The sequence below is a fragment of the Candidatus Palauibacter sp. genome, from assembly GCF_965261555.1.
In the GTDB taxonomy this organism is placed as follows: domain Bacteria; phylum Gemmatimonadota; class Gemmatimonadetes; order Palauibacterales; family Palauibacteraceae; genus Palauibacter.
In genome coordinates this window covers 2543053-2564861 of sequence record NZ_OZ253465.1, presented here as the reverse complement: position 1 = coordinate 2564861, position 21809 = coordinate 2543053, and the positions used below count along the sequence as shown (strand labels likewise).

Here is a 21809-nt window from a genome sequence, read left to right as displayed (position 1 = left end):
GTATTGAAAGGCGACGACCGCGCCGAACCAGCCAGGAGGCCGCATGCCGACCCGCCGACGATTCCTCGCCCGCCTCGGGGGCTCCGCCGCAGCCGCCGGAGCCATGACAATGGTTCCGACGAAGTGGAACACCGCCATCGCCGCGGCCCGGGAGGCGTCGCGCACGCCCGGCTCCCCCGGGGAGATCGCGCGCGACGAGGAGTTCTGGCTCGAGATCCAGAAGGCATTCACGACCGACCGCTCCCTCGTCAACCTCAACAACGGCGGCGTGAGCCCGACGCCCGCCCACGTCCTCGAGGCGATGAAGCGGGACCTCGACTTCGCGAACCAGATCCCGGTCTACAACGGGTGGCAGATCCTGGAGCCGCAGCGGGAGGGCGTCCGCGCGCGCCTCGCCCGGCAGTGGGACGTGGACCCCGAGGAGGTCGCGATCACGCGCAACGCGTCCGAGGGTCTTCAGATCCTGCAGAACGGCTACGACCTCCAGCGCGGCGACGAAGTCGTGACGACGACGCAGGACTACGGGCGCATGATCACGACCTTCCAGCAGCGCGAGCGCCGCGAGGGGATCGTGATGAAGCAGTTCAAGATCCCGATCCCGGCCGAGGACCCGGCGGAGATCGTACGGCTGTTCGAGGAGCAGATCACCGACCGCACGCGCCTCATTCTCATGTGCCACATGATCAACATCACCGGGCAGATCCTCCCCGTGCGCGAGGTCGTGGAGATGGCGCGCGGCTACGACATCCCGGTTATCGTCGATGGAGCACATTCGATGGCGCACCATGACTTTACCCTCTCCGAGCTCAACTGCGACAACTACGCGGTGAGCCTCCACAAGTGGCTGCACGCCCCCGTCGGCACGGGCCTCCTCTACGTGAGGAAGGAGAAGATCCCCGAGATCTGGCCGCTGCAGGCGGCGCCCGAGAGCAGCAACGACGACATCCGGAAGTTCGAGGCGATCGGCACGCACCCGGAGGCCAACTTCCTCGCGATCGGTGAGGCGCTCACCTTCCACCAGCTGGTCGGCGGCGAGCGCAAGGAGGCGCGGCTCGTCCACCTCCGGAACTACTGGGCCGAGCAGCTCCTGGAACACGACCGGGTGCGGCTCAACACGAGCCTCAAGCCCGGCTTCGCATGCGGGATCGCGAACGTCCAGGTGGGGGGGATCGACACGAGCGCGCTCCGCAACTGGCTGTGGAACAAGCACCGGATCTTCACCGTCGGCATCAACCACGCCGAGTTCACGGGCCTGCGGATCTCGCCGTCCACCTACACGACCCTCGAGGAACTCGACCGCTTCGTGGACGCGATGACGCGCGCCGTGAAGCACGGCATCCCCACCTGACGGGCGGAGCTGACCCGGACGCGCATGGCGGTGGCCCGACTGGAGGGTTCCGTCTTCGGCATCGCACCCCCCGACACCGGCACCGATACCGCCTGACCGGATGCCGGCAGGCCAGCCGATTTCCACCCTGTGGACACCAACCCGACCCGTAGACCGGAGGGATAACCTTCATGACCCAGACCTTCGACATGGCCTTGATCCAGCGCGGGGCGCGGCTTCGCCGCTCCCCATACTTCGAGGCCACCCTCCGGGACGGGTGCCGGAGCTATACGGTCTACAACCACATGTTCCTCCCGACCCGCTACGACGATCTGCACGCGGAGTACGAGAAGCTCCTGACCGGCGTCACGGTGTGGGACGTGAGCGTCGAGCGGCAGGTGGAGATCACGGGGCCGGACGCCTTCGAGTTCACGAACCTGCTCACGCCCCGGGACCTGTCGAAGTGCGCGGTCGGGCAGGGGAAATACGTCCTCATCGGCGCCGAGGACGGCGGCATCGTGAACGATCCCGTGCTGCTGCGCCTCGGTGAGAACCACTTCTGGCTCGCGCTCGCGGACAGCGACGTGCTGCTCTACGCGAAGGGGATCGCGCTCAACGCCGGCCTCGATGTCGAGATCTGCGAGCCGGATGTCTCGCCGATGCAGGTGCAGGGCCCGAAGTCGAAGGAGGTCGTGCGGCGGCTCTTCGGGGAGGAGGTCCTCGACCTCCGCTACTACTGGTTCCTGGAGGCGGATCTGGACGGCATCCCGGTGGTCGTGACCCGCACCGGGTGGAGCGGCGAGGTCGGCTACGAGATCTACCTCAGGGACGGAAGCCGGGGCGTCGAACTCTGGGACCGCGTGATGGAGGCGGGACGCGACCTGGGCATCTCGCCCACGGGTCCCTCGGACATCCGCCGCATCGAAGCCGGCATCCTCAACTACGGCATCGACATGACGCTGGACACGAACCCGTACGAAGTCGGGCTCGGCTGGCAGGTCGACTTCGACCAGGAGGGCGACTTCATCGGCCGCGAAGCGCTGGCCCGGATCGCCGAGGAGGGCCCCCGGCGACTCCTCGCCGGAATCGAGATCTCGGGCGCCCCGCTCGACCTGAACATGGACCGCTGGCCGGTGAGCCGGGACGGAGAGGAGATCGGCTTCGTGACTTCCGCCGTCCACTCGCCCCGTCTCGGGCGGAACATCGGCTACGCCCTGGTGCCGGCGGCCTCCGGAGAGATGGGCACGCGGCTGAGCGTGACGACGCCGGACGGTGAACGCGACGCCACGGTCGTGCCCCGCCCCTTCGTGGATCCCGGCAAGGACATCCCGAAATCGTAGGAGAGGGAGGAATCGGGGTCAGGCTGTGGCGAGGTGGTCGACGAGTTCGCCGAGTTCGTGCTCCCAGCCGCCGACGTTGTCCTGGCGGTCGCTCTCGGTCCGGAAACCGCTCTCGACCAGGCGCAGGATCGTCCCGCCGCCCTCGCGTTCGGTGAGCGTCCACTCGACGGTCGTGTTGTAACCGCCTTCGAGCGGGGTGTCCGGCTTCCGGGCCCAGCGCCACACGAGCCGGCGCCCGGCCTCCATCCACTCGACCGCGATCGCGTACCGGCCGTGCCTGTCCCACGCGAGCCAGCCCGTCGCGCCCTCTTCCGGTGCAAGTCCCTCGACCCGGTCGGGGAACCACGAGGCCAGCCCATCGGGATCGGCGAGCGCTACCCACACGCGAGCGGGCGAGGCATTCAGCTCGATCGTTCGGTCGATCGCATCAGGTGAAGTCGAATTGCTTTCCATGGTCGGCGGTGACAATTGCGACGTCCGTTGACCCTCGCAACTCACAACAAATATCGTCCCTCACCCAATGAAGACGATGATGAGGTCTCCGTCGAATCGACGGTGCGGCGGCAGGGTCAGGCTTGTTCTTGCGACAGTGCCGCTCCTCTCGGCGGCGGCGTGCGAAGACCGCGTCGAAGAGGTCTCGGACGGCGTGCTTGCGCGACACGTGCCTACGGACTTCTACGACGCCTACCCGGGCATTCCGTCGCCTGCCGGCGATCGCGTCGTCTTCGCCGACTATGCCGCGGACAAGAGATCGCTGACGGTCTACGACGTGGCGACCGGGGTCGGACGCGCGATGACGAGCACCCTGGGGGGACGGACGCGCGTCACCTGGTCGCCCGACGGTTCGCGCATCGTTTATGTCGATCGCCAGTCCGACCGTCACGGAGTCTGGACGCTGGACCCGACGACCGGCCGGGAATCGCGCATCGTGGATCCCGGGGACGCCCGCATCGACTATCCGCGATTGCGATCCGACGGGACCGTGACCGCGCTCCGATACGCGGGCACCGATACCGCGTGGGTCGCGTATGCGCCGGGACCCGGCCGCGCGGCATCCGTGATCGTCGACCGTGCCGGGGGATGGGTTGCGCCCGTGCAATCTCCCGACGGACGCACGGTCGCGTACCTTCGCGCCGCGGGCGGACGCTCGGACCTCGCCGTGACGGAGATCGCGACGGGCGAGACGCGCACGCTCGCCGACGGCCTCCAGCTCAGTTGGGACCGCCGCGTGGAGTGGTCCCCCACCGGCGAAGCGCTCCATCTCGCGGCGGCGGGAATCGGCGACTCGCTCTTTGCCGGGTGGCGCGTGCCGCTGGACGGGAGCCCGGCCGAACGGCTGGAGCACGGCGGCCGTGACGTTCTCGCGGTCACGCCGCTCGCCGACGGCCGCGTCGCTCTCAGCGTCTACCATACGCGCACCACGGTGGGCCTCGTGCCGGTGACCGGCGGGGAACCGGCCGATGCGATGCCGACCGCTTCCACGAGCGCCTTCCTGCCTTCCTGGCACCCGGCCGGCGAGGCGCTGGGGTTCATCACCTTCTCCTGGCGGCGCGTCCGCATGCCCATCGACTTCGACCTGGGCGTCCTCGACCTCGATGCGGACGGCGCACCAGCCGGCGCACCCCGAGTGCTCCTCTCGGAGGAACACGAAGACTACGGAGCCGCGTGGTCGCCCGACGGCCGGTGGCTCGCCTTCCACGGGCACCTGGAGGAGAGCGACGACATATGGCTCGTCCCGGTGGACGGGAGCGAGCGACCCACGCGACTCACGCGGTTCGGACCCGGCGCGGACACCGGCGAGCCGGATTGGAGCCCGGACGGGCGGGCGCTCGCCTTCAGCAGCCACGGCCCGCCGTCCGAGGGGAACCCGGGGTCCGTCTACACGGTCGCCGTCGATCCCGCGACGGGGTCCGCGGCCGCCGACCCTGTCCGAGTCCCGCTCGACGGGTTCGAGGGCTACGCCATGGGAGCCCGTTTCTCGCCGGACGGCGAGCGGCTGGCGTTCTACGGGCGCTCGTTCGAGGACGGACGCGTCACCGTCTACACGGTGGCGGCCGGGGGAGGAACCCCGAGGGCGGTCATCTCCTTTGTGAATGGCGAGCCGTACAGCGCGCCCGAGTGGAGCGCCGACGGCGCGTCGCTCTTCTACTCGCGTAACAACGCCTCCGGGCCCTTCCAGGTGTGGCGGGTGGATATCGCCACCGGCGCGACGGAACAGGTGACGACCGGCGGGCACGGCGCGCTCCAACCGAGCGTGAGCCCCGACGGACGCACGCTCGCGGTGACGATGCGCGAGGCCGCCATCGAGGTCGTCGCGCTCGCCACGGGGAGCGCCGGCGTCAACCCGCCCAGAGCGCCCTGATCCCTTTCCGCTACCGCGGTAACCCGATCGCGTACACCTCGATGAACTCTTCTCCCAGTTCACTCGTGCGGAGGACCGCGATGCGATCCGGGGTCACATCGAGCAGCTCGTGGCTGGCGCTGGGAATGGTCGTTTCCATTTCGACCAGGGCCCAGCCGGTGATGCCGCTCTCCCTGACCTTCAGCAACTCGGGACGATAAACGGGAAGGCCGAGGCGACCGAGAGGAGTGCCGTCGCGTCGGAGGACGGTCCAGTTCCGCTCGACGTCGTCGAGTCCCGTGTAGCCTCCGATCCATATCGTGCCAGCGGCATCCACCTTCAGCGCCCCGACGGCGGGATAGGTGTCCCGGACGGTCGACTGCTCCAGCGTTCGGCGCTGAGCCGGACGCACCGCTTCCGGGTAGACGTCGAGAACGAGTTCGGTCCACGCCTCCTCTTCCCGGGAGGTGACCTGGCGGGGGGAATGGCCGCCGCGGATCCGGGTCAGCGGCGCCGATGCTTCGTACAGGGTAATGTCGAGCGAATCCGTTGTGGCCAGGGCGGCGTGAGGACCGCGTCCGGCATAGAGCGCGGTGGCGGCGAAACCGAATGCGATCATCCGGTCGGGCGTGACGTAGCGCTGCTTGCCGGCCCACCGGCCCAGCGTGTCCGCGACCGCACCCGCCCGGTCAACGACCACCAGAAACAGCGGGCCCCGCTGCAACCCCGTAGGGCGGAAGGGGCGCGTCTCGACCACGGCGATGAACTCTCCGCTCGGGAGGCCGGCCAACGGGACGAAAGCCTCGGTCACTTCGATGCGCTGCACCCCGGTCACGCCTCCCTGCGCGTCCAGGAACGTGAATCGCCGCAGGCGATCGTCGAACACGATGAGAACGCCATCCGCGCCGACCCCGATCCAGGCGATGTCGACATACTCCCCGGGTCCCTCTCCCTCGCGGCCTCTTCGCTCCAGAACGTTCCCCTGTGAGTCGAGGAGGAGGATCTGAGACGATCCGCCGTTCGCGATCGCGAGCGACGAATCCGGAAGGAACACCGCGCCCGCCACCTGGTGGAGCTCGACGTCCGCCGAGGTGGAGTAGAGCAACCGCCTGTTCATTTCCGGAAGGTCGAGGTCCTGCAGATCGGAGATGTGGACGATCTCCACGCCCGCGGAATCGACCGTCGAACTGATCGCGGAATCCGCCCCGGGGTCGAGCCGGCCCGATTCCCGGGATGCGTCCCGGCACCCGAACCCTGCGAGGGTCAGGGTCGAGAGGATGAGACATCGCGCGGTCTGTTGCATCTGACCTCCTCGCTACCCGGCGAGCCAGTCCTCGATCAGGCGGCGCGAGATCGACACGCGGCCGGGAAGCCGGAGGCCGATTTCGCGGCGGCGAGCAAAATCGGCGCGGTCGAACCAGCGCGCATCGACGAGTTCCTGGCGCGCGAGGCTCAACTCGCCGCCCACACGTTCGGCCCGGAACCCGAGCATCAATGAAGCCGGGAAGGGCCAGGGCTGCGACGAACGGTAGCGTACGGAGCCGACCTCGATCCCCGACTCTTCCCGAACCTCGCGGACGACGGCTTCGGAGAGGCTCTCGCCCGGCTCCACGAAGCCCGCCAGCGTGGAGTAGACGCCCTCCGGCCAGATGTCCTTCCGTCCCAGCAGGCAGCGGTCCCCATCGGTCACGAGGACGATGATGGCCGGATCCGTGCGCGGAAAATGCTCCGCCCCGCAGGCTTCGTCGTCGCAGCGCCGGACGTGCCCTCCCTGCTCGGGGCGGGTCGGATAGCCGCACGTACCGCAGAAGCGGTGCCGGCGACTCCAGGTGACGATCGCCCGGGCGTAGGCCAGGAGCGAACCGTCGCGCTGCCCCAGCATGGCCCCCACCCCGCGGAGATCGAGGAACTCCCCCGCTCCGTCGAGCGTGACAGCGGACGGTGGCTCCTCTCTCTCCTCTTCCCCTGACACATCCTCTTCTCCGGACACATCCGCGGCGAACACCGCGCGGCCCCCGTCCTGTCCCCCGTCGAGTCCGAGAAAGATCCAGTCCTCAGGTGGTTCCAGGTCGGAGGCGAGAGCGGCCGGCGGCAAGAGTACCGGCGTATAGGCCGTGCCGTCGGCCGCGTCGTCGGTTTCCGTCCCGGCTTCTCCCGCCGCGCGAGCCACCAGGCTGCGCTCGCGCCACACGGGGACGACGCGCGAGGCCGGATCGGACAACCGGGCGGAGAGCCACCGGGGATCGGCCCTCAGGTGCGTGGCACGGTCGAGGCCGCCGCCCGCGAAGGGGTTCGCTCTCCGGTGGCCGTCCCCTGCCACGTCCGATAAGATCTCGCCGGCCGACATGGGGGAAACGTAGCGGTTTCGAGGGAGAACATGCACAGTTTCGAAGGTACGGCGGGCCCGGGCACCCTCCTCACGTTCGATTGTTACGGCACGCTGATCGACTGGGAGGGCGGGATTCTCGCGGCGCTCCGGGCCGCGTACGCGGAAGCGGCCGCCGTGGACGATGAGTTGCTCCTGGGTAAATTCCATGCGGCCCAGAACCGGCTCAAGACGAGCGAGTACCGCCCCTACCGGCAGTTGCTCACCGAGACCGCGATGGAGGTCGCGCGCGCGAACGGCTGGGATACGTCGGAGGAACTTGCGGCCGGAATCCCCGCGAGCATCCCTTCCTGGCAGCCGTTCCCGGACACGAACCCGGCGCTCTCACGCCTCGCGGACGGCGGGGTTACACTCGGTATCCTGTCGAACATCGACGACGACCTGCTCGCCGGGACGCTGAAGCACTTCGACGTCGAGTTCGGCCTCCTCGGCACGGCGCAGAGGCTGCGGAGCTACAAGCCGGCCGCCCCGCACTTCGAGCGCGGGCGGGAGTGGGCCGCAGGCTTCGACCGCTGGCTGCACGTGGCGCAGAGCCTCTTCCACGACGTCGTCCCCGCCACTTCGCTCGGGATCCCCGTGCTGTGGGTCAACCGCAAGGCTGAACCCCGCCCCGACGACGCCGCTCCGGTGCATGTGGCGTCCGATCTGGCCGCCGCCGCGGCCTGGCTCCTCGCTCCGGTGTGACACGGGACCAGCCCCGCTACTTCCCGCCAGGCCGACCATCACGTAGAATCAGACTGGTCGTATCGTCTGGTCTAACCTGTGAGAGTGTAATGGATCGCATCGGAGCGTACGAAGCCAAGACCCACCTGCCGCGGCTTCTGGACCGTGTGGCCGACGGCGAGAGCCTCACGATCACCCGCCACGGCCGTCCGGTCGCCCGGCTCGTCCCCGTAGACGAGGACGATCGCACTCGTGCCTACGCGGCGGCCCGCCGCATCCGCGAACGCCGGAAGCGCCTGCCGCAGCGCGTGTCAATCTCCGAAATCATCGAAACGATCCACGAGGGGCACAGGTATTGATGTCGCTCGTGATCGATGCATCGGTTGCACTTTCCTGGTGTCTTGCGGATGAAGATGATCCGTTGGCGGAGTTGGCGGTGCGACTGACGCTGGAGCACTTCGCCATCGTCCCGCGGATCTGGTGGTACGAAGTCCTGAACGGTCTCGCGGTCAATCGGCGCAGGGGACGCATGACCGCAGCCGATGCTTCGGCCACGCTCGCGGATCTGAAGGGAATGCGGATCCTGGTCGATGATGACCACAGCGATGGAGCGATCCTTCACCTGGCGGCGAGGCACGGACTTTCAGCCTACGACGCCGCCTACGTGGAGACTGCCCTTCGGCGTTCGTTGCCGCTGGCATCGCTCGACCGTCGGCTTCGCCGGGCGGGCGAGACGGCGGGGGCCACGATTTTTCGACCTCGATAGACCGGCCGGCCGTCAGCCCCTTTGATCTCCCCGGGGGAGGTCCGCGGCGCCGCTGTCCAGGACGTTGCGGGTGAAGCGGTGGAGTTCCCGCCACAGCACTTCGTGCGAGAAGATGTCGTTGTGCCCCGCCCCCGGGATCTCGAGCCACTGGCGCGGTCCCCGTAGCGCCTCGAAAACCTCCCGGCTCTGGCCGGGCGGAATGACCTGGTCCTCCTCGCCGGCGGCGACGAAGGTCGGCACCTCGATCCGCGGCGCGCGGTCCAGCGTGTCGAAGCGGTTGTGCAGCCAGTCGAGATACCAGTCGGGGAGCCACGACAGGCGGTGCCGGGCGATGGCCACGGTATCCGTGAATGGCCCGAGGAGGACGACGCCCGCCACCGGGCGACTCACCGCCAGTTCCGCCGCCACGGAGCTTCCGAGGGAGTTCCCAAGGGGGAGGAGCCGCCCGGGATCGACGCCCCGCTCGTCCACCAGCCACCGGTAGGCCCCTCTCGCGTCCGCGTAGAGACCCTCCTCCGAGGGCTTCCCCTCGCTCGCTCCGTAGCCTCGATAGTCGGGCAGGAGGACGTCGAGTCCGAGGTTCGAGAGCGCCGCCGCCACGGCTCCGCGATCTCCCAGGTGCCCCGCGTTGCCGTGGAAGTAGATCGCGGTCCCGCTCCTGGATTCCGGCGGGTTCGCGGGAAACCACCACGCGTGCAGCTCCACGCCGTCTTCGGTCGGGATGCGGACTTCGGTGGCTCGCGGGAACCCCCAGTATCGCGGGTGCGTCTCGTGCGGCTGCAGCGTTTCCGGATAGAAGACGAAGTAAGGGACGATCCGCGGCATGAGGAGACGGACGACGGCCATCAGACCGACGAGGGCGACCACGACGATGAGGAGTTCCACGAGCGGGAGTCGGCGGCGGCGGACGGTCGGAGTCAGCGGCCGGGCACGGACGACGCCGTGGCGAGGCGCTCGCCCCAGCGCGCGTACACGTCGGGGCGGCGATCGCGCCAGAACAGCCGACGGGCGGTGGAGGCCGCGCACCGCGAGAGGTCCATGTCGGCGTAGAGAATCGTCTCTTCTCCTTCCGGCGCCCGGGCGAGGACGACGCCCTCAGGATCGACGACGAAGGACTCTCCGGCGAAGGTGAGGCGGGGCTCCGCGCCGACGCGGTTGGCCAGCGCCGCGAAGTAGCCGTTCTGAAAGGCCGCCACCCGCAACTCGGCCTCGAAGAGCCCCTCGGGCCACTCACCGACCGCGCCGGCCTGCGGGATGACGACGAGCTGCGCGCCCCGTTCTCCCAGGCGCCGCATGTACTCGGGATAGTGGCGGTCGTAGCAGATCGCGACCCCCACGCGTCCCACGGCGGTGTCGTAGACGAGCGCGTCGGTGTCGCCCTTCGCGTAGTACTGCTGTTCGTGGAAGCACGCGTACTCGGTGATGTGCATCATCCGCGTCACGCCGAGCAGCGAGCCGTCCGCGTCGAAGACCGGCGTGCTGTCGTAGCACCGCCCGTCGAGCCCGAGTTCGTACTGGTTGAACACCGTGACGAGCCCGAGTTCGGCGGCGCGCGCTGCGATTCGATCGCAGGTGGGACCGGGGATCGGTTCCGCGAGCGCCGCGGCGCCGGGATCGTCCGGCCGCTGGGGGAAGAAGCGGTCGATCGCGAGTTCGGGGAACGCCACGAGATCGGCGCCCTCCGACGCGGCGCGCCCCATCGCGTCGAGCGCGCGTTCGAGGTTACGCGTGCGGTCGGGTCCCGCGGACTGTTGAACAAGCGCGATCTTCATCTCGTGTATGCCCGGTTCGGGGGGACGGCCGCCTGAGGCGGGGTCGGGGGATTCTCGGCGCGCGCGCCGGGACCCGCAACGGGGGTCCGCCGATCGCGCCGGCGTCGTTAGGTTGCTCCCATGTGCGGACGCTTCAGCCTTCAGACCCCGGTTCCGGACCTGGCCGAACTCTTCGAGGCCGATCCTTCGCGGCTCAAGGAATGGTCCGCCCGCTACAACGTGGCGCCCACTGATGAGGTGGTCGCGCTGCGCCGGAGCACCGGCGGACGCGAACTCGTTCCCCTTCGCTGGGGCCTGATCCCGAACTGGGCCGAGGATCGTGCTTCGCTCCCGCCGATGATCAACGCTCGATCCGAGTCGCTCGAAACCCGGCGGGCGTTTCGGGACCTCGTCATCGACCGCCGCTGCGCCGTCCTCGCCGATGGCTTCTACGAGTGGCGGAAGGAGGGCGGCCTGAAGCAGCCGTACCTGGTCCGCCGCCGGGACCGGAGACCGATGGCGCTCGCGGGCCTGTGGGACGTATGGCGGGGACCGGATGGCCGGATCCCCTCCTGCACGATCATCACGACGGACGCGAACGAGCTGCTCGAACCGCTGCACGATCGCATGCCCGTCATCCTCGAGGGTGAGGGCGCGCAGATGTGGCTCGACCTCGACATCTCCGAGCGCACCATGGAACCGCTTGAACCGTTCGACGCGGAGGCGCTGGAGGTGTTCGCGGTCAGCCGACGGGTCAACCGCGTGGCCGCCGACGATGCGGCCTGCGCGGAGCCGCGGAGCGCCCCGATCCGGGAAGCATCGGGCTGGCGCGACCGACCCCGGGTGGGCGACGCGCCCGCCGACCAGCTCGGCCTCTTCTGACGCCAATGCGGACACCCCCGCGGAGTTGCCCCTAGAAGCTGGCGACGAGCGCGATCGTGAGCGTGGAATCGAGCTTGTGGCGCGGGACGAGAACCGTCTCCCCGGTCGGAGTCCCCCCGGGCTCCTCCAGCGGCGCCCGCGTCAGCGCCGGCGCGTTGTCCCACGCGAGCCGGAGGCCCGTCTTCACGGCCAGAGAACTGTTGATGTCGACCGCGAGGGAGTTCGCGAGGTCGGCGCGAAGGTCCGCGGCATCCGTGAGGTTCTCGTCCAGCGTCAGCGTGCTCTCGAGGTTGGCCGTCTCCGTCAACTGGCGGCGGAAGTTGGTGGAAACGCGGATGCCGCCGAACGTCGAACTCTTGCCCGGGTCGTCGACGACATCGTTCTGGGAGGTGAGCGTGACCCCGTAGTCGCTCTTGAGCCGCGTCCTCTCGTCGTCGATCCACGTGTTTCCGATGCCGCCCACCAGGGAGAGCTTGCTCTCGTACCCGGCGAAGGTATTCCGCTCCCAGCCGGCGCCGGCCGTGAGGTGGACGTGATCCGAGAACGAACGCTCGAATTCGCCCCGCGCGAAGTAGTTCTCGGCGGTCGGCTCGGGATCGGAGTCGCTCGCCACGGTGAAGTTGTCCGGAGTCCCCACGGCGACGCGCCGTGTCGTGCCGGACTCGGTTCGAAGACCTCCCGCGCTCAGCGACAGTTCTCCGCCGCCCCACTCGCGCCGGGCTCCGCCACCGAGGCCGAACGTGCGCACCGTGGAGTTCCCCGAGGTGAAGAGCAGGCTCAGCTCGGCGTTGTAGGACCAGATGGTTTCCGCTTCTTCCTGAAGCTCTTCCTGGACTTCTTCCTGGAGCGACGCGACGGGCGCGGCGGTCGGCGCCGCAGCCAGGGCAAGCACGATCCACGACTTCATCTTCTCCACCCCCAACCCCCGTGACCGGTACGAGAAATGGCGACCAAGGCTAGCCAGACGCGGTTCGCCGGGCCAGCTTCTACAGACCGTTCTATCCGTCCCTCTTCGAGGAGTTCCAGAGCATGTCCATGTCAGCCAGGTCCCCCGTCATGAACAGGAAGCTCCGCCGTCGCCGACTCCTCGCCGGCGCCTTCGTGGCCGCATTCCCGCTGCCGCTCGTGGCGGCCCAGGAGACGCAGATCGCTGCGATCGAGGCGCGCAGCGACCACTACGGGAGCGTGGCGCGTCAGATCTGGGAGTGGGCCGAGGTCGGCTACCAGGAGGAGAAGAGCTCCGAGCTGCTCAAGGGTGAACTCGAGGCGGCGGGGTTCTCCATCGAATCGGGGGTCGCCGACATGCCCACGGCGTTCGTGGCCAGCTACGGCTCCGGAGCCCCGATCATCGGGATCCTGGCCGAGTACGACGCCCTGCCGGGCATCTCGCAGGACGCGGTGCCCGAGCGCTCCCCCATCATCATCGGAGGCGCGGGCCACGCGTGCGGACACCACCTGTTCGGCGCGGGCTCCGTCGCGGCGGCCATCGCGGTAAAGGAGTGGCTGGAAGAGACCGGCCATGAGGGGACGATCCGGCTCTACGGCACGCCCGCCGAGGAGGGCGGCGCGGGGAAGGTGTACATGGTGCGCGCGGGCCTGTTCGACGACGTGGCCGTGGCGCTGCACTGGCATCCCGGGGCGCGGAACAGCGCACGAGTGGGGCGCTCGCTGGCCAACAAGTCGGCCAAGTTCCGCTTCCGGGGCTATTCCGCGCACGCGGCGGGCGCGCCTGAGCGGGGACGGAGTGCGCTCGACGGCGTCGAGGCCATGAACCACATGGTGAACCTCATGCGCGAGCACGTCCCGCAGGAGACGCGCATCCACTACGTGATTACGCAGGGCGGCTTCGCGCCCAACGTCGTGCCGGACTTCGCGGAGGTCTACTACTACGTGCGGCACCCGGACGCCCCCACGGTGCTCAGACTGTTCGAGCGCGTGGCGCGCGCGGCCGAGGGCGCGGCGATGGGTACCGGGACCGGGATGGAGTACGAGGTCATCCACGGGCTGTACGACCTCGTGCCCAACGTCGCCCTCGGAGAGGTGATGGACGCCAACCTGCGCAAGGTCGGGGGCGTGGAGTACACGGAGGCCGAGCGGGCCTTCGCCCAGAAGATCCAGGACAGCTTCGTGGGCGGCTCGCCCTGGCCACTGGGCTCCGAGGCCGAGATCGAGGAGTTCGGGGTCGACCCCGCGGGCGGCGGATCGACCGACGTCGGCGACGTCAGCTGGGTCGTACCGACGACGGGGCTGTCGACGGCCACCTGGGTGCCGGGGACCTCGGCCCACAGTTGGCAGGCGGTCGCGGCCGGCGGCACCGATATCGGGACGAAGGGAATGATCGTCGCGGCGAAGACGCTCGCCCTGACGACGATCGAACTCTTTCAGTCACCCGATGTGATCGCCGCCGCGTGGGAGGAACTCCGGGCGCACCGCGGCGAGGACTTCGAGTATTCCGCGCTTCTGGGCGACCGACCGCCGCCCCTCGACTACCGCCGGTAGACGCTACGGCTCGGAACCCGCCGGGCGAGTTCCGAGCCAGCTCCTCCGGCCTAGTCCTTTCGCGGCGAGAGGCGGTCGATCAGGTCGCTCATCCAGCGGCCCGCCAGGTCCTTGCATCCAAGGCCGAACGCGAGAGCCAGGCCGAAACCGATGGCCGCGAGGATGATCAGGAAGGCGTCGCCCACGAACTGGACCTGAACCTGCTGCAGGGCCACGACCACGGCGAAGATGATGACGACGATCTGCGCGAACTGCCCCAGCACCTGAGCCTGCGCGATGCCCGAATTGCTGGCCACGGCGCGGACCGTCGCCCCCAGAAAACCGGCAGCCAGGATTCCGAGGATCAAGACGACGATGGCCGTCACGATCGTGGGCAGGAAGCCGACGAGCCGCTGGAGCAGCTCGGCGGTGGCGGTGAGCTGGAGAGCGTTCAGCGCCGCCACCAGCACCACGAGCATGACGATCCAGTACGCCAGGGCTCCGACCAACTGGGAGAACGTGCGCTCGATGCCACCCTTGGCCAACATCTCCGCCAACTGGATCCTCTCGGCCACGCTGTCCGCCTTCACCGCCCCGAGAAGCCGGACGAGCCCCGTCTTGATCAGCTTGGCGACGATCCAGCCACCGATCAGAATCGCCAGGACGGCCAGCAGGTTGGGCAGGAACCCGACCAGTTGATCGAGTAAAGCGCGGATCGGCTCGAGGAGTATCGCGTCCCAGTCCATTTCCATTCCCTCCGTTCGGGGGGGGGGGGGGGCGGCCCCCGGCCGGGCCGCCGGACAATTAGAATGATGAGCAGGATCCCATGCCACCAGCCCGACACCGCGCCCGGCAGCGGGCCAGCACGGTGCCCGCCGGCTCGACGCGGGCGCGGGGGATCCGCTGCAGGGCATCGAAATCCTCGGGGGACAGCGCGATGACGGGCGGAGCGCGGTCGTAGAGCTGGGCGGCGACGATGGCGGCGAGCGCGAGGAAGGTGTCGGGGCCGCGGGTCAGGAATGCTGCCGGTGCGGTGCCGCGGCGGATGGCCTCGAGGAGGACGGCGGTCGTGGTGCTGGAGCCGCGGGTCGCCGGAATGGCCATGATGCGGCCCGCGCCGACCTCGCCGGCCAGCGGGTGGCGCCGGTCGATGATCTCCCCTGTCTCCGCGTCGTAGCCGCCCCAGAAGCTGAGCGGCTCGGACGAGTAGAGAACGGCGCCTTCCGCGGCGCCCGCGACGAGCGCGCGACCGGTCAGCGGACCGGAGTCCGACGCGGCCGACCGATCGCTCACGGCTCGGCGGTCCACGAGCCGTCGTCCCGCGTGACGCGACCCGCGACGGCCGACTCCACGCAGTCGGCCAGACTCCCGAAGGCGACGGCGCGCTCGAGCAGGCCCGGCGTGTACCAGGCGTACTTGGCGGAGTTGGTCATGAGCCGCCGGATGCTCTGCGGCAGCATCGGTGTCGTCAGGATGCAGGTGTCGACGGTCAGTTCCCCGCCGAACGACTCGATCGCGTCGAGATAACCCGCTTTCGCCGCCAGTTCACGGACGGCGCGCCCGGTCGTGATCAGCAGCCGCACCCCGGCGTGGCGTCGCCGACCATCGACGAGCCGCGCGAGCGCCGCGAATTCCGACAGCGAGAAGTGCGGGCTCCCCAGCACGACGAGGTCGAGGCCCTCCGCGTCGGACAGGCCGGAGCCGAGTTCGTCCCGCGCCGCCCGTAGCGCTGCGGGCCCCGGACGCAGCCGAGCCGCCGGTTCCCTCCCTTGAAACGCCGCGGCCCGGTCCGGCGCCTCGGGCGTGAGGCCGACCCAGTGGAACAGGCCCACCGCGCCCGAAGAGGCCATGGCGGCTCCCAGCGCCTTCAGGTCGTCCTCCGCGGGCCGGGCCGGTAGCCCGTCGAGCACCGGAATCCGCCCCTCAACCCGCAGACCGATCCAGTGTCCCAGCACCGGATACAGCGCGGGCTCCTCCGCGAGCCTTCGCGGGACACCGGAGAGATCGACGAGCACCTGCCCCGCCCGATTCCCGGTCAAATGGAGTCCCGCGGCCGGCGCCCGGCCCGTGACCGCGCAACAGATGTCCAGCAGGTCCGGATAGCGCTCCGTGCGCGCCCCCAGCACCGAGTTCGCGAATACGATCGCGCTCGACTCGCCCCACGCGACCTGCTCCCCGACCCCCGGACGCGCCTGCGTCTGGTAGGGCGCGCACGTCCAGGTGGGTTCGCAGCCCATCGCCTCGTACGCCTCCATCTGGCGTCGCGCCGGTGCCGCCCAGGATTCGGACACATCCCACTCGCGCCAGCCGTGTTCGTCCACGCCCGACACGTTCAGCGTCGTCGGCACCCGCACCCGCGCACCGCCCTCGGCCAGCCGTTCCGCGAACTCGAGCGTCGCGGGTCCCTGATAGAGCGACGAGTCGATATGCGCCGCCGTGATGTCGAGGAGTTCACGCGCCCCGACCACGTCGGCCATGCGCGCGAGGATCGACATCGCGAGCCGCGCACCCTCCCCCTCATCTCCCCCCAGGAACGCAAGATCCCGCTCGTCCAGACGAACGGTCGTCACGCTGCTATATTCCGGGCGCGAACGAGACGATCGTGATCGAGAGCGGGCTCCAGACGGCAGGCGAGACCATGCGCATTGTCTATTTCCTTCCCGGTCCCATGTCCCGCGGTCCCCTCGGGCCGCCGGAACTCGTGCGGCGCGAAGCCTTTCTCAACGGCGCGGCCTTCGGGGGCACCGCAGTCGAGGTGCGCGAGACCGACGACGGCCCCGCATCGGTCGAGTCTTCCGCAGAAGAATATCTCTCCGTCCCCGGCATTCTGCACGCCGCGCCCCGCCTCGAGGCGGAGGGGTTCGACGCGATGATCATCGGCTGCTTCGGCGACCCCGGACTCGCTCCGGCCCGTGAACTCGTCGACTTCCCCGTCATCGGTCCCGGCCAGGCCGGGGCGCTCGCCGCGGCGCAGATGGGGCAGCGCTTCGCGATCATCACCGTGGTCGAGGAGGTCGTGCCGGCGATCCGCAGGCAGATGCGGGGCTACGGGCTCGAGGGGCTGGTTGCGGACATCCGGGCGGTGGACGTCCCGGTGCTCGAACTGCGGCAGCGCGCGGATCAGGTGCTCGAAACGCTCGAGACGGAGGCTCACGCGGCGCTGCGCGGCGGCGCCGACACGCTCGTGCTGGGCTGCATGACGATGGGATTCCTCGACGTGGCCCGGAAGCTCGGTGAGCGCCTCGGCGTGCCCGTCATCAACCCCGTCCTCGCCGCGCTCAAGGCGGCGGAGTCGTTCGCCGCGACCGGCCTCCGGCCCTCCCCGCGCGCCTATCCGCCGCCCCGCAAGGAGATCTCGCCGGTCACCGTGTGACATCGTCGTGCCGATACGTTGCGGCGTGCCCCGCCGACGGCTCGACCAGGATCGTGCCACTCGGGTGATCGTATCACCGATTTGACACGATCCAATTCATCCACCAGACTCCTGTACATGATTGCGAGACACCTGACCCCCGCGCTCCGGCGAGCGGCGGAGCGGTATCCCGTCGTTACCATCACCGGGCCACGGCAGTCCGGGAAGACCACCCTCGTGCGAGCGGTCTTCCCCGGATACCGGTACGCCTCGCTGGAGGCGCCCGACGTGCGGGCGCGGGCTATCGCCGATCCCCGCGGGTTTCTGGCGCAGGGCGACCGCATGATCCTCGACGAGATCCAGCGGGCGCCTGAACTGCTGTCGTATGTGCAGGGACTCGTGGACGAGGACGGGCGACCCGGCCGGTTTATCGTCACCGGGTCGCAGAATATCCTGCTCATGAAATCCGTCTCGCAGACGCTGGCAGGCCGAACCGCGCTCCTGCTGCTCCTCCCGTTCTCGCTCGCCGAACTGCACGGGTTCGGGGCACTGGACCCGAGCGAACTGGATCGTCGCGGCACGGCCCTGGAGCCGGAGGTGGCGAAGCGGCTGTCGGACATGGATCCGTGGGCGACGCTCCTGACCGGGTTCTATCCGCCGGTACACGACCGAGGCCTCTCGCCGCGCGAATGGATGGCCGACTACTTCCGAACCTACGTCGACCGCGATCTGCGCGAGGTCACCCAGGTGCTTGATCTGAGGACCTTCGAGACCTTCGTGCGGCTCGCGGCGGCTCGTACCGCCACCGAACTCAACCTCACCGGGTTGGCCGCCGATGCGGGCGTCACGCACCAGACCGCCCGCCGATGGCTCACCGCCCTCGAGATCGGGTATGTCGCGACCACGCTGCCGCCGCATCACGCGAACTACCGCAAGCGACTCCGCAAACGTCCGCGGCTTCACTTTCTCGATCCCGGACTGGTGTGCTACCTGCTGGGCATCGAAGATGCGGCGACGCTCGAGAGACACCCGCTGCGGGGCGCCATCTTCGAGTCCTTCGTCGTCTCGGAACTCATCAAGGCCTTCGCCGCCAAGCGCCGCGATCCGAACCTGTATTTCTGGCGCGACGCCACCGGCCACGAGATCGATGTCCTCATCGATGCGGGCGACCGCCTCATCCCGGTGGAGGTCAAGTCGGGTCGAACCGTACCGCCGGACGCCGTCTCGGCCCTGAAGTGGTGGACCTCGATTCCCTCCAACCCCAATCGGGGCGGCGTTCTGGTCCACGGCGGAACGGAGACCTTCGATCTGGACGGATTTCGAGTCCTGCCCTGGTTCCTGGCCACCGGTTAGCCGGGGTCATGTCCGTCAGGGTCGGATGACGCCGACGCCGTTCTCGATCGTCATGGTCGTCCCGTACTCGGCGGAGAGCTTCGCGAGACCCTCGAGGATCTCCTGCCCGTGTGCGTCGTCGGCCATCATCGGCCGCCCGCGCACCGGCCGCGGCAACTGCCAGCCCATGGTGATCGGGTGGAGCTGGACCTCCTTCAGCTTCCCTCCCTCGTATTCCACGACGGGGACGACGCTCTCCCAGAACCCCTTCCCCGCCGGGAACGAGGAGGCGCCGGCCCGCTCGATCCGTACATCCTGGAACCGGCCCGGAAGGTCCTCGTACCCCAGCCCCTGGGCCTCGTAGTTGTCCTGCGGCTGGAACTCGATCGTCTCGTTCTGCATGGCGAAGTTCGCCAGCGAGTAGAAGATCGGCTTGCCCTGGTACATCTCGACCGCGCGCAGGATGTGGGGGCCGTGGCCCACGAACATGTCCGCGCCTGCGTTGACGACCGCCCGGGCGACGTCGACGAGGAAGTCCGCCGGCACCTCGCGGCGATCCGCGCCTTCGTGCGAGTGGCTCGTGACGATGACCCACTCGGCCTGACGCTGCGCCTCCTTCACGACTTCGATGATCTCCGCCAGGTCCCCGGCGTGCGGCACCGTCTTCACGCCCGGCTTGTCACCCTCCATGAACGTCATGCCGCCGAAGTTCAGCCTCGGGCCGGAGCCACCACCCCGTCCCGCCACCGAGAGCGCGTCGCGGAGGCCCGCCATCTGGTCCGCCGTCACGGTCACGTGCCGCTCGTACCGGATCGGGCTCAGCCCCGGGCGACCCCGCACGTCCGGCCGCTGGTGGCCGGCCCGCATCGCGTCGGCGAAGGTCGAGGCGATCGAGATCAGCGCGACCCGTCCGCCGGGCGTGTCCACGTAGGCCGGGGCCCGCGCCCGCGCGAGGTTCTCGCCGAAGCCGGCAACGGCGAGTCCCGCCGCCTCGGCCGCCGCCACGGTGCGCCTCGCCCCGCCGGCGCCGAAGTCCATCGTGTGGTTGTTCGCCAGGCTCACCATGTCGAACCCGAACCAAGCGAGTTCGTGCGCGATTTCCGGCTCCGCCCGCATGTAGGTGCCGCCGCTCGCGGCCGCCGGGACCACGTCGTCCTCGTAGTCGTGGAACAGGATCTCGAGGTTCACGAACGCGGTGGTCGCGCTCTGGATGATGTCGCGCAGCGCGAGAAACTGGGGCTCCCGGTACGGAGACATCTTCCGCGAGATGATCGCGTCGCCCGCGAGGGCGATGGACATGTCCCCGCGCGCGTCCTCGAACGCCTGCGCTTCGATTGAGACCGGTTGCGCGAGGGAGACTCCGGCCGTGAGGAAGACGGCGGCCGCGAACCCGGCCAGCGGGAGGCCGGCCGAGAGGGAGAACGGGAGCGGAAGACGATACCGGCGCATGAGTGCCTCCGATGAGGGTGCCTGCGGGAACCCTGTCCGTGCGGGCCCGCTTCGGGCGCCGCTTTCTTGTGCGGGTCGCGTGCGAGCCGACAGATTCGAGCGCATGGACGACAACATGCTTTCCCCAACCCCGCGCCGCCACGCCGGACGGGCGCTCCCGGCCCTCCTCGCCGCGGCGGGCCTGCTTGCCGGGACGTCCGCCGCCCGACCCGCCGTGGCGCAGAGTTACGACCTCATCATCCGCGGCGGCACCCTCGTGGACGGTTCGGGTGGACCAGCGCGCGCGGGCGACGTCGCGGTCGACGGGGACCGGATCGCCGCCGTGGGCGACCTGGGCGCGGCCACCGCCGGCCGGGTCATCGACGCGAACGGCCTGCACGTCTTCCCCGGCTTCATCGACACGCATTCCCATGCCATGCCGGCGCTGCTGCGCGACCAACTGCGGACGGCGCGTCCCCTCCTCGCGCAGGGGATCACGACGATCTTCGCGAACCCCGATGGCGGCGGCACCGTCGACCTCGCCGACCAGCGGGCGCGGATCCGGGACCCCGGCGTCGGCGTGAACGTGGGGCAACTCATCGGGCACGGGAGCGTCCGCCGCGCGGTGCTCGGAATGCAGGCGCGCGAGGCCACGCCCGAGGAACTCGACCGCATGCGGACTTTCGTGCGCGACGGGATGGACGGGGGCGCGTTCGGGCTCTCCTCCGGCCTCTACTATTCGCCGGGGTCGTACGCCCCCACCGGCGAGGTCGTCGAACTCGCGAAGATCGCCGCCGGACACGGCGGCGTGTACCAGAGCCACATCCGCGACGAGTCGGACTATTCGATCGGCCTGCTCGGGGCCGTGGACGAGGTCATCGAGATCTCGCGGGGCTCCGGGATCACCGGCGTCGTCACGCACATCAAGGCGCTCGGCCCCCGCGTCTGGGGCGAGTCCGCCGAGGTCGTCCGCCGCATCGAGGCCGCCCGGGCGGAGGGTCTCGCGGTCTACGCGGACCAGTATCCCTACGGGGCCTCCGGCACGAGCATCATCGGGGCCCTGGTCCCGCGCTGGGCGCTCGCGGGCGAGGGCGGCGACCTGTACGAGCGCATCGAGAACCCCGGCGAGCGCGCCCGGCTCGTGCCGGAGATGTGGGAGAACCTCGATCGCCGGGGCGGGGCCGACCGGCTCATGCTCCAGGGCGGCCCGCACGGGGGCCGGACGCTGGCCGATGTCGCGGAGGAGCGCGGGGTGGACGCGATCGAGACCGCGCTCGCCCTGCTCGTGGAGGCGCGTGGAGGTGGGGGCGGCGGCACCGGCCTGACCTCCTTCAACATGAACGACGAGGACATCGAGCGCTTCATGGCGCAGCCCTGGATGATGACCGCGTCCGACGGTTCGCTCTGGGTGCCGGGCGAAGGACATCCGCACCCGCGCGGCTTCGGCGCCTTCCCGAGGCGGATCCGCAAGTACGTGATGGAGGAAGGCGTCACCACGCTGGAACAGGCGATTCACGCCATGACGGCGCTCCCGGCCCGGGTGTACGGGATCGAAGGCCGCGGCGTGCTCGAAACGGGCGCGGTCGCCGACGTCATCGTCGTGGACCTCGAGCGGTTCCGCGACACCGCCGAATACGACGACCCGCACGGTCTCGCCGAGGGGGTCGAGTACTCCCTCGTCAATGGTACGCTCGCGATCGACGGGGGCCGCTTCACGGATGCCCTCGCAGGCGAAGCACTCGTCAAGGCACGATAACTCAGGA

At 69.5% G+C, this 21809-nt stretch carries 21 protein-coding genes; 11 read left to right on the top strand and 10 right to left on the bottom strand.

The window, feature by feature from the left end; translation table 11 throughout:
* The first annotated feature begins 43 nt into the window (after positions 1–43).
* Together ACQY5G_RS11055 and ACQY5G_RS11050 are read left to right on the top strand one after the other, a co-directional pair.
* The gene (locus ACQY5G_RS11055) at positions 44–1348 is read left to right on the top strand and encodes an aminotransferase class V-fold PLP-dependent enzyme (RefSeq protein ID WP_428273947.1); all 1305 of its coding nucleotides are present in this window, start codon (positions 44–46) and stop codon (positions 1346–1348) included.
* Positions 1349–1518: 170 nt separating this feature from the next.
* Positions 1519–2667 (top strand): glycine cleavage T C-terminal barrel domain-containing protein, encoded by a 1149-nt coding sequence (locus ACQY5G_RS11050; protein ID WP_428273945.1) that lies wholly within the window; start codon positions 1519–1521, stop codon positions 2665–2667.
* A gap of 18 nt (positions 2668–2685) precedes the next feature.
* Here ACQY5G_RS11050 and ACQY5G_RS11045 read toward each other — a convergent pair whose 3' ends face one another.
* Complete coding sequence (locus ACQY5G_RS11045; RefSeq protein ID WP_428273943.1) at positions 2686–3051, bottom strand: SRPBCC domain-containing protein; 366 nt, start codon at positions 3049–3051, stop codon at positions 2686–2688.
* 205 nt (positions 3052–3256) lie between these two features.
* Here ACQY5G_RS11045 and ACQY5G_RS11040 point away from each other — a divergent pair, with 205 nt between their 5' ends.
* Positions 3257–5029, top strand: a complete 1773-nt coding sequence (locus ACQY5G_RS11040; protein WP_428273942.1) for a TolB family protein — start codon at positions 3257–3259, stop codon at positions 5027–5029.
* A 10-nt stretch (positions 5030–5039) separates the two neighbouring features.
* Here the strand turns inward: ACQY5G_RS11040 and ACQY5G_RS11035 are convergent, their stop codons facing one another.
* Entirely contained in the window at positions 5040–6311 is a 1272-nt protein-coding gene (locus ACQY5G_RS11035; protein ID WP_428273940.1) for a hypothetical protein, read from the bottom strand.
* 12 nt (positions 6312–6323) lie between these two features.
* On the bottom strand, positions 6324–7328 hold the full coding sequence (gene nudC / locus ACQY5G_RS11030; protein WP_428273938.1) for an NAD(+) diphosphatase: 1005 nt from the start codon (positions 7326–7328) through the stop codon (positions 6324–6326).
* Positions 7329–7385: 57 nt separating this feature from the next.
* On the opposite strand from nudC, the gene ACQY5G_RS11025 reads away from it, so the two are divergent.
* The 3 genes from ACQY5G_RS11025 (at position 7386) to ACQY5G_RS11015 (ending at position 8823) form a co-directional block, all read left to right on the top strand.
* A complete protein-coding gene (locus ACQY5G_RS11025) occupies positions 7386–8078 on the top strand; it encodes an HAD-IA family hydrolase (protein WP_428273936.1) in 693 nt (230 codons plus the stop codon).
* A gap of 89 nt (positions 8079–8167) precedes the next feature.
* Positions 8168–8416 carry a type II toxin-antitoxin system Phd/YefM family antitoxin gene (locus tag ACQY5G_RS11020; RefSeq protein WP_428273934.1) on the top strand — a complete coding sequence of 83 codons (249 nt, stop codon included), beginning with the start codon at positions 8168–8170 and terminating at the stop codon, positions 8414–8416.
* The gene (locus ACQY5G_RS11015; protein ID WP_419860212.1) at positions 8416–8823 is read left to right on the top strand and encodes a type II toxin-antitoxin system VapC family toxin; all 408 of its coding nucleotides are present in this window, start codon (positions 8416–8418) and stop codon (positions 8821–8823) included. Before ACQY5G_RS11020 ends, ACQY5G_RS11015 begins: the two co-directional genes overlap by 1 nt.
* A gap of 12 nt (positions 8824–8835) precedes the next feature.
* Here the strand turns inward: ACQY5G_RS11015 and ACQY5G_RS11010 are convergent, their stop codons facing one another.
* Positions 8836–9708, bottom strand: a complete 873-nt coding sequence (locus ACQY5G_RS11010; protein WP_428273931.1) for an alpha/beta hydrolase — start codon at positions 9706–9708, stop codon at positions 8836–8838.
* Between the two features lie 32 nt (positions 9709–9740).
* Positions 9741–10595, bottom strand: a complete 855-nt coding sequence (locus ACQY5G_RS11005) for a carbon-nitrogen hydrolase family protein (protein WP_428273929.1) — start codon at positions 10593–10595, stop codon at positions 9741–9743.
* 120 nt (positions 10596–10715) lie between these two features.
* Here ACQY5G_RS11005 and ACQY5G_RS11000 point away from each other — a divergent pair, with 120 nt between their 5' ends.
* Positions 10716–11456, top strand: coding sequence for an SOS response-associated peptidase (locus ACQY5G_RS11000; RefSeq protein WP_428273927.1), 741 nt, complete (start codon positions 10716–10718; stop codon positions 11454–11456).
* Between the two features lie 31 nt (positions 11457–11487).
* Here ACQY5G_RS11000 and ACQY5G_RS10995 read toward each other — a convergent pair whose 3' ends face one another.
* Entirely contained in the window at positions 11488–12363 is an 876-nt protein-coding gene (locus tag ACQY5G_RS10995) for a DUF481 domain-containing protein (RefSeq protein WP_428273925.1), read from the bottom strand.
* A 128-nt stretch (positions 12364–12491) separates the two neighbouring features.
* Here ACQY5G_RS10995 and ACQY5G_RS10990 point away from each other — a divergent pair, with 128 nt between their 5' ends.
* Entirely contained in the window at positions 12492–13955 is a 1464-nt protein-coding gene (locus tag ACQY5G_RS10990) for an amidohydrolase (RefSeq protein WP_428273924.1), read from the top strand.
* Positions 13956–14005: 50 nt separating this feature from the next.
* Here the strand turns inward: ACQY5G_RS10990 and ACQY5G_RS10985 are convergent, their stop codons facing one another.
* From ACQY5G_RS10985 to ACQY5G_RS10975, 3 genes are read right to left on the bottom strand one after another with little or no spacing between them, the layout of a single operon-like run.
* Entirely contained in the window at positions 14006–14680 is a 675-nt protein-coding gene (locus ACQY5G_RS10985; RefSeq protein WP_428273922.1) for a mechanosensitive ion channel family protein, read from the bottom strand.
* Positions 14681–14738: 58 nt separating this feature from the next.
* A complete protein-coding gene (locus tag ACQY5G_RS10980) occupies positions 14739–15227 on the bottom strand; it encodes an aconitase X swivel domain-containing protein (RefSeq protein ID WP_428273920.1) in 489 nt (162 codons plus the stop codon).
* On the bottom strand, positions 15224–16504 hold the full coding sequence (locus ACQY5G_RS10975; RefSeq protein ID WP_428273918.1) for an aconitase X: 1281 nt from the start codon (positions 16502–16504) through the stop codon (positions 15224–15226). Before ACQY5G_RS10975 ends, ACQY5G_RS10980 begins: the two co-directional genes overlap by 4 nt.
* A 32-nt stretch (positions 16505–16536) precedes the next feature.
* Here ACQY5G_RS10975 and ACQY5G_RS10970 point away from each other — a divergent pair, with 32 nt between their 5' ends.
* Positions 16537–17307, top strand: coding sequence for an aspartate/glutamate racemase family protein (locus ACQY5G_RS10970; protein WP_428273916.1), 771 nt, complete (start codon positions 16537–16539; stop codon positions 17305–17307).
* A 117-nt stretch (positions 17308–17424) separates the two neighbouring features.
* The gene (locus ACQY5G_RS10965; RefSeq protein ID WP_428273914.1) at positions 17425–18639 is read left to right on the top strand and encodes an ATP-binding protein; all 1215 of its coding nucleotides are present in this window, start codon (positions 17425–17427) and stop codon (positions 18637–18639) included.
* Positions 18640–18654: 15 nt separating this feature from the next.
* Here ACQY5G_RS10965 and ACQY5G_RS10960 read toward each other — a convergent pair whose 3' ends face one another.
* Complete coding sequence (locus ACQY5G_RS10960) at positions 18655–20067, bottom strand: CapA family protein (RefSeq protein WP_428273913.1); 1413 nt, start codon at positions 20065–20067, stop codon at positions 18655–18657.
* Between the two features lie 79 nt (positions 20068–20146).
* On the opposite strand from ACQY5G_RS10960, the gene ACQY5G_RS10955 reads away from it, so the two are divergent.
* Positions 20147–21802: an N-acyl-D-amino-acid deacylase family protein gene (locus ACQY5G_RS10955; protein WP_428273911.1), complete on the top strand. Its 1656-nt coding sequence runs from the start codon at positions 20147–20149 to the stop codon at positions 21800–21802.
* The last annotated feature ends 7 nt before the right edge of the window (positions 21803–21809 follow it).

Coding starts and splice junctions, on each gene's coding strand:
- ACQY5G_RS11055 (WP_428273947.1), top strand. CDS start 44: ATGCCGACCCGCCGACGATTCCTCGCCCGCCTCGGGGGCTCCGCCGCA.
- ACQY5G_RS11050 (WP_428273945.1), top strand. CDS start 1,519: ATGACCCAGACCTTCGACATGGCCTTGATCCAGCGCGGGGCGCGGCTT.
- ACQY5G_RS11035 (WP_428273940.1), bottom strand. CDS start 6,311: ATGCAACAGACCGCGCGATGTCTCATCCTCTCGACCCTGACCCTCGCA.
- ACQY5G_RS11025 (WP_428273936.1), top strand. CDS start 7,386: ATGCACAGTTTCGAAGGTACGGCGGGCCCGGGCACCCTCCTCACGTTC.
- ACQY5G_RS11020 (WP_428273934.1), top strand. CDS start 8,168: ATGGATCGCATCGGAGCGTACGAAGCCAAGACCCACCTGCCGCGGCTT.
- ACQY5G_RS11015 (WP_419860212.1), top strand. CDS start 8,416: ATGTCGCTCGTGATCGATGCATCGGTTGCACTTTCCTGGTGTCTTGCG.
- ACQY5G_RS11005 (WP_428273929.1), bottom strand. CDS start 10,595: ATGAAGATCGCGCTTGTTCAACAGTCCGCGGGACCCGACCGCACGCGT.
- ACQY5G_RS11000 (WP_428273927.1), top strand. CDS start 10,716: ATGTGCGGACGCTTCAGCCTTCAGACCCCGGTTCCGGACCTGGCCGAA.
- ACQY5G_RS10995 (WP_428273925.1), bottom strand. CDS start 12,363: ATGAAGTCGTGGATCGTGCTTGCCCTGGCTGCGGCGCCGACCGCCGCG.
- ACQY5G_RS10990 (WP_428273924.1), top strand. CDS start 12,492: ATGTCAGCCAGGTCCCCCGTCATGAACAGGAAGCTCCGCCGTCGCCGA.
- ACQY5G_RS10985 (WP_428273922.1), bottom strand. CDS start 14,680: ATGGACTGGGACGCGATACTCCTCGAGCCGATCCGCGCTTTACTCGAT.
- ACQY5G_RS10965 (WP_428273914.1), top strand. CDS start 17,425: ATGATTGCGAGACACCTGACCCCCGCGCTCCGGCGAGCGGCGGAGCGG.
- ACQY5G_RS10960 (WP_428273913.1), bottom strand. CDS start 20,067: ATGCGCCGGTATCGTCTTCCGCTCCCGTTCTCCCTCTCGGCCGGCCTC.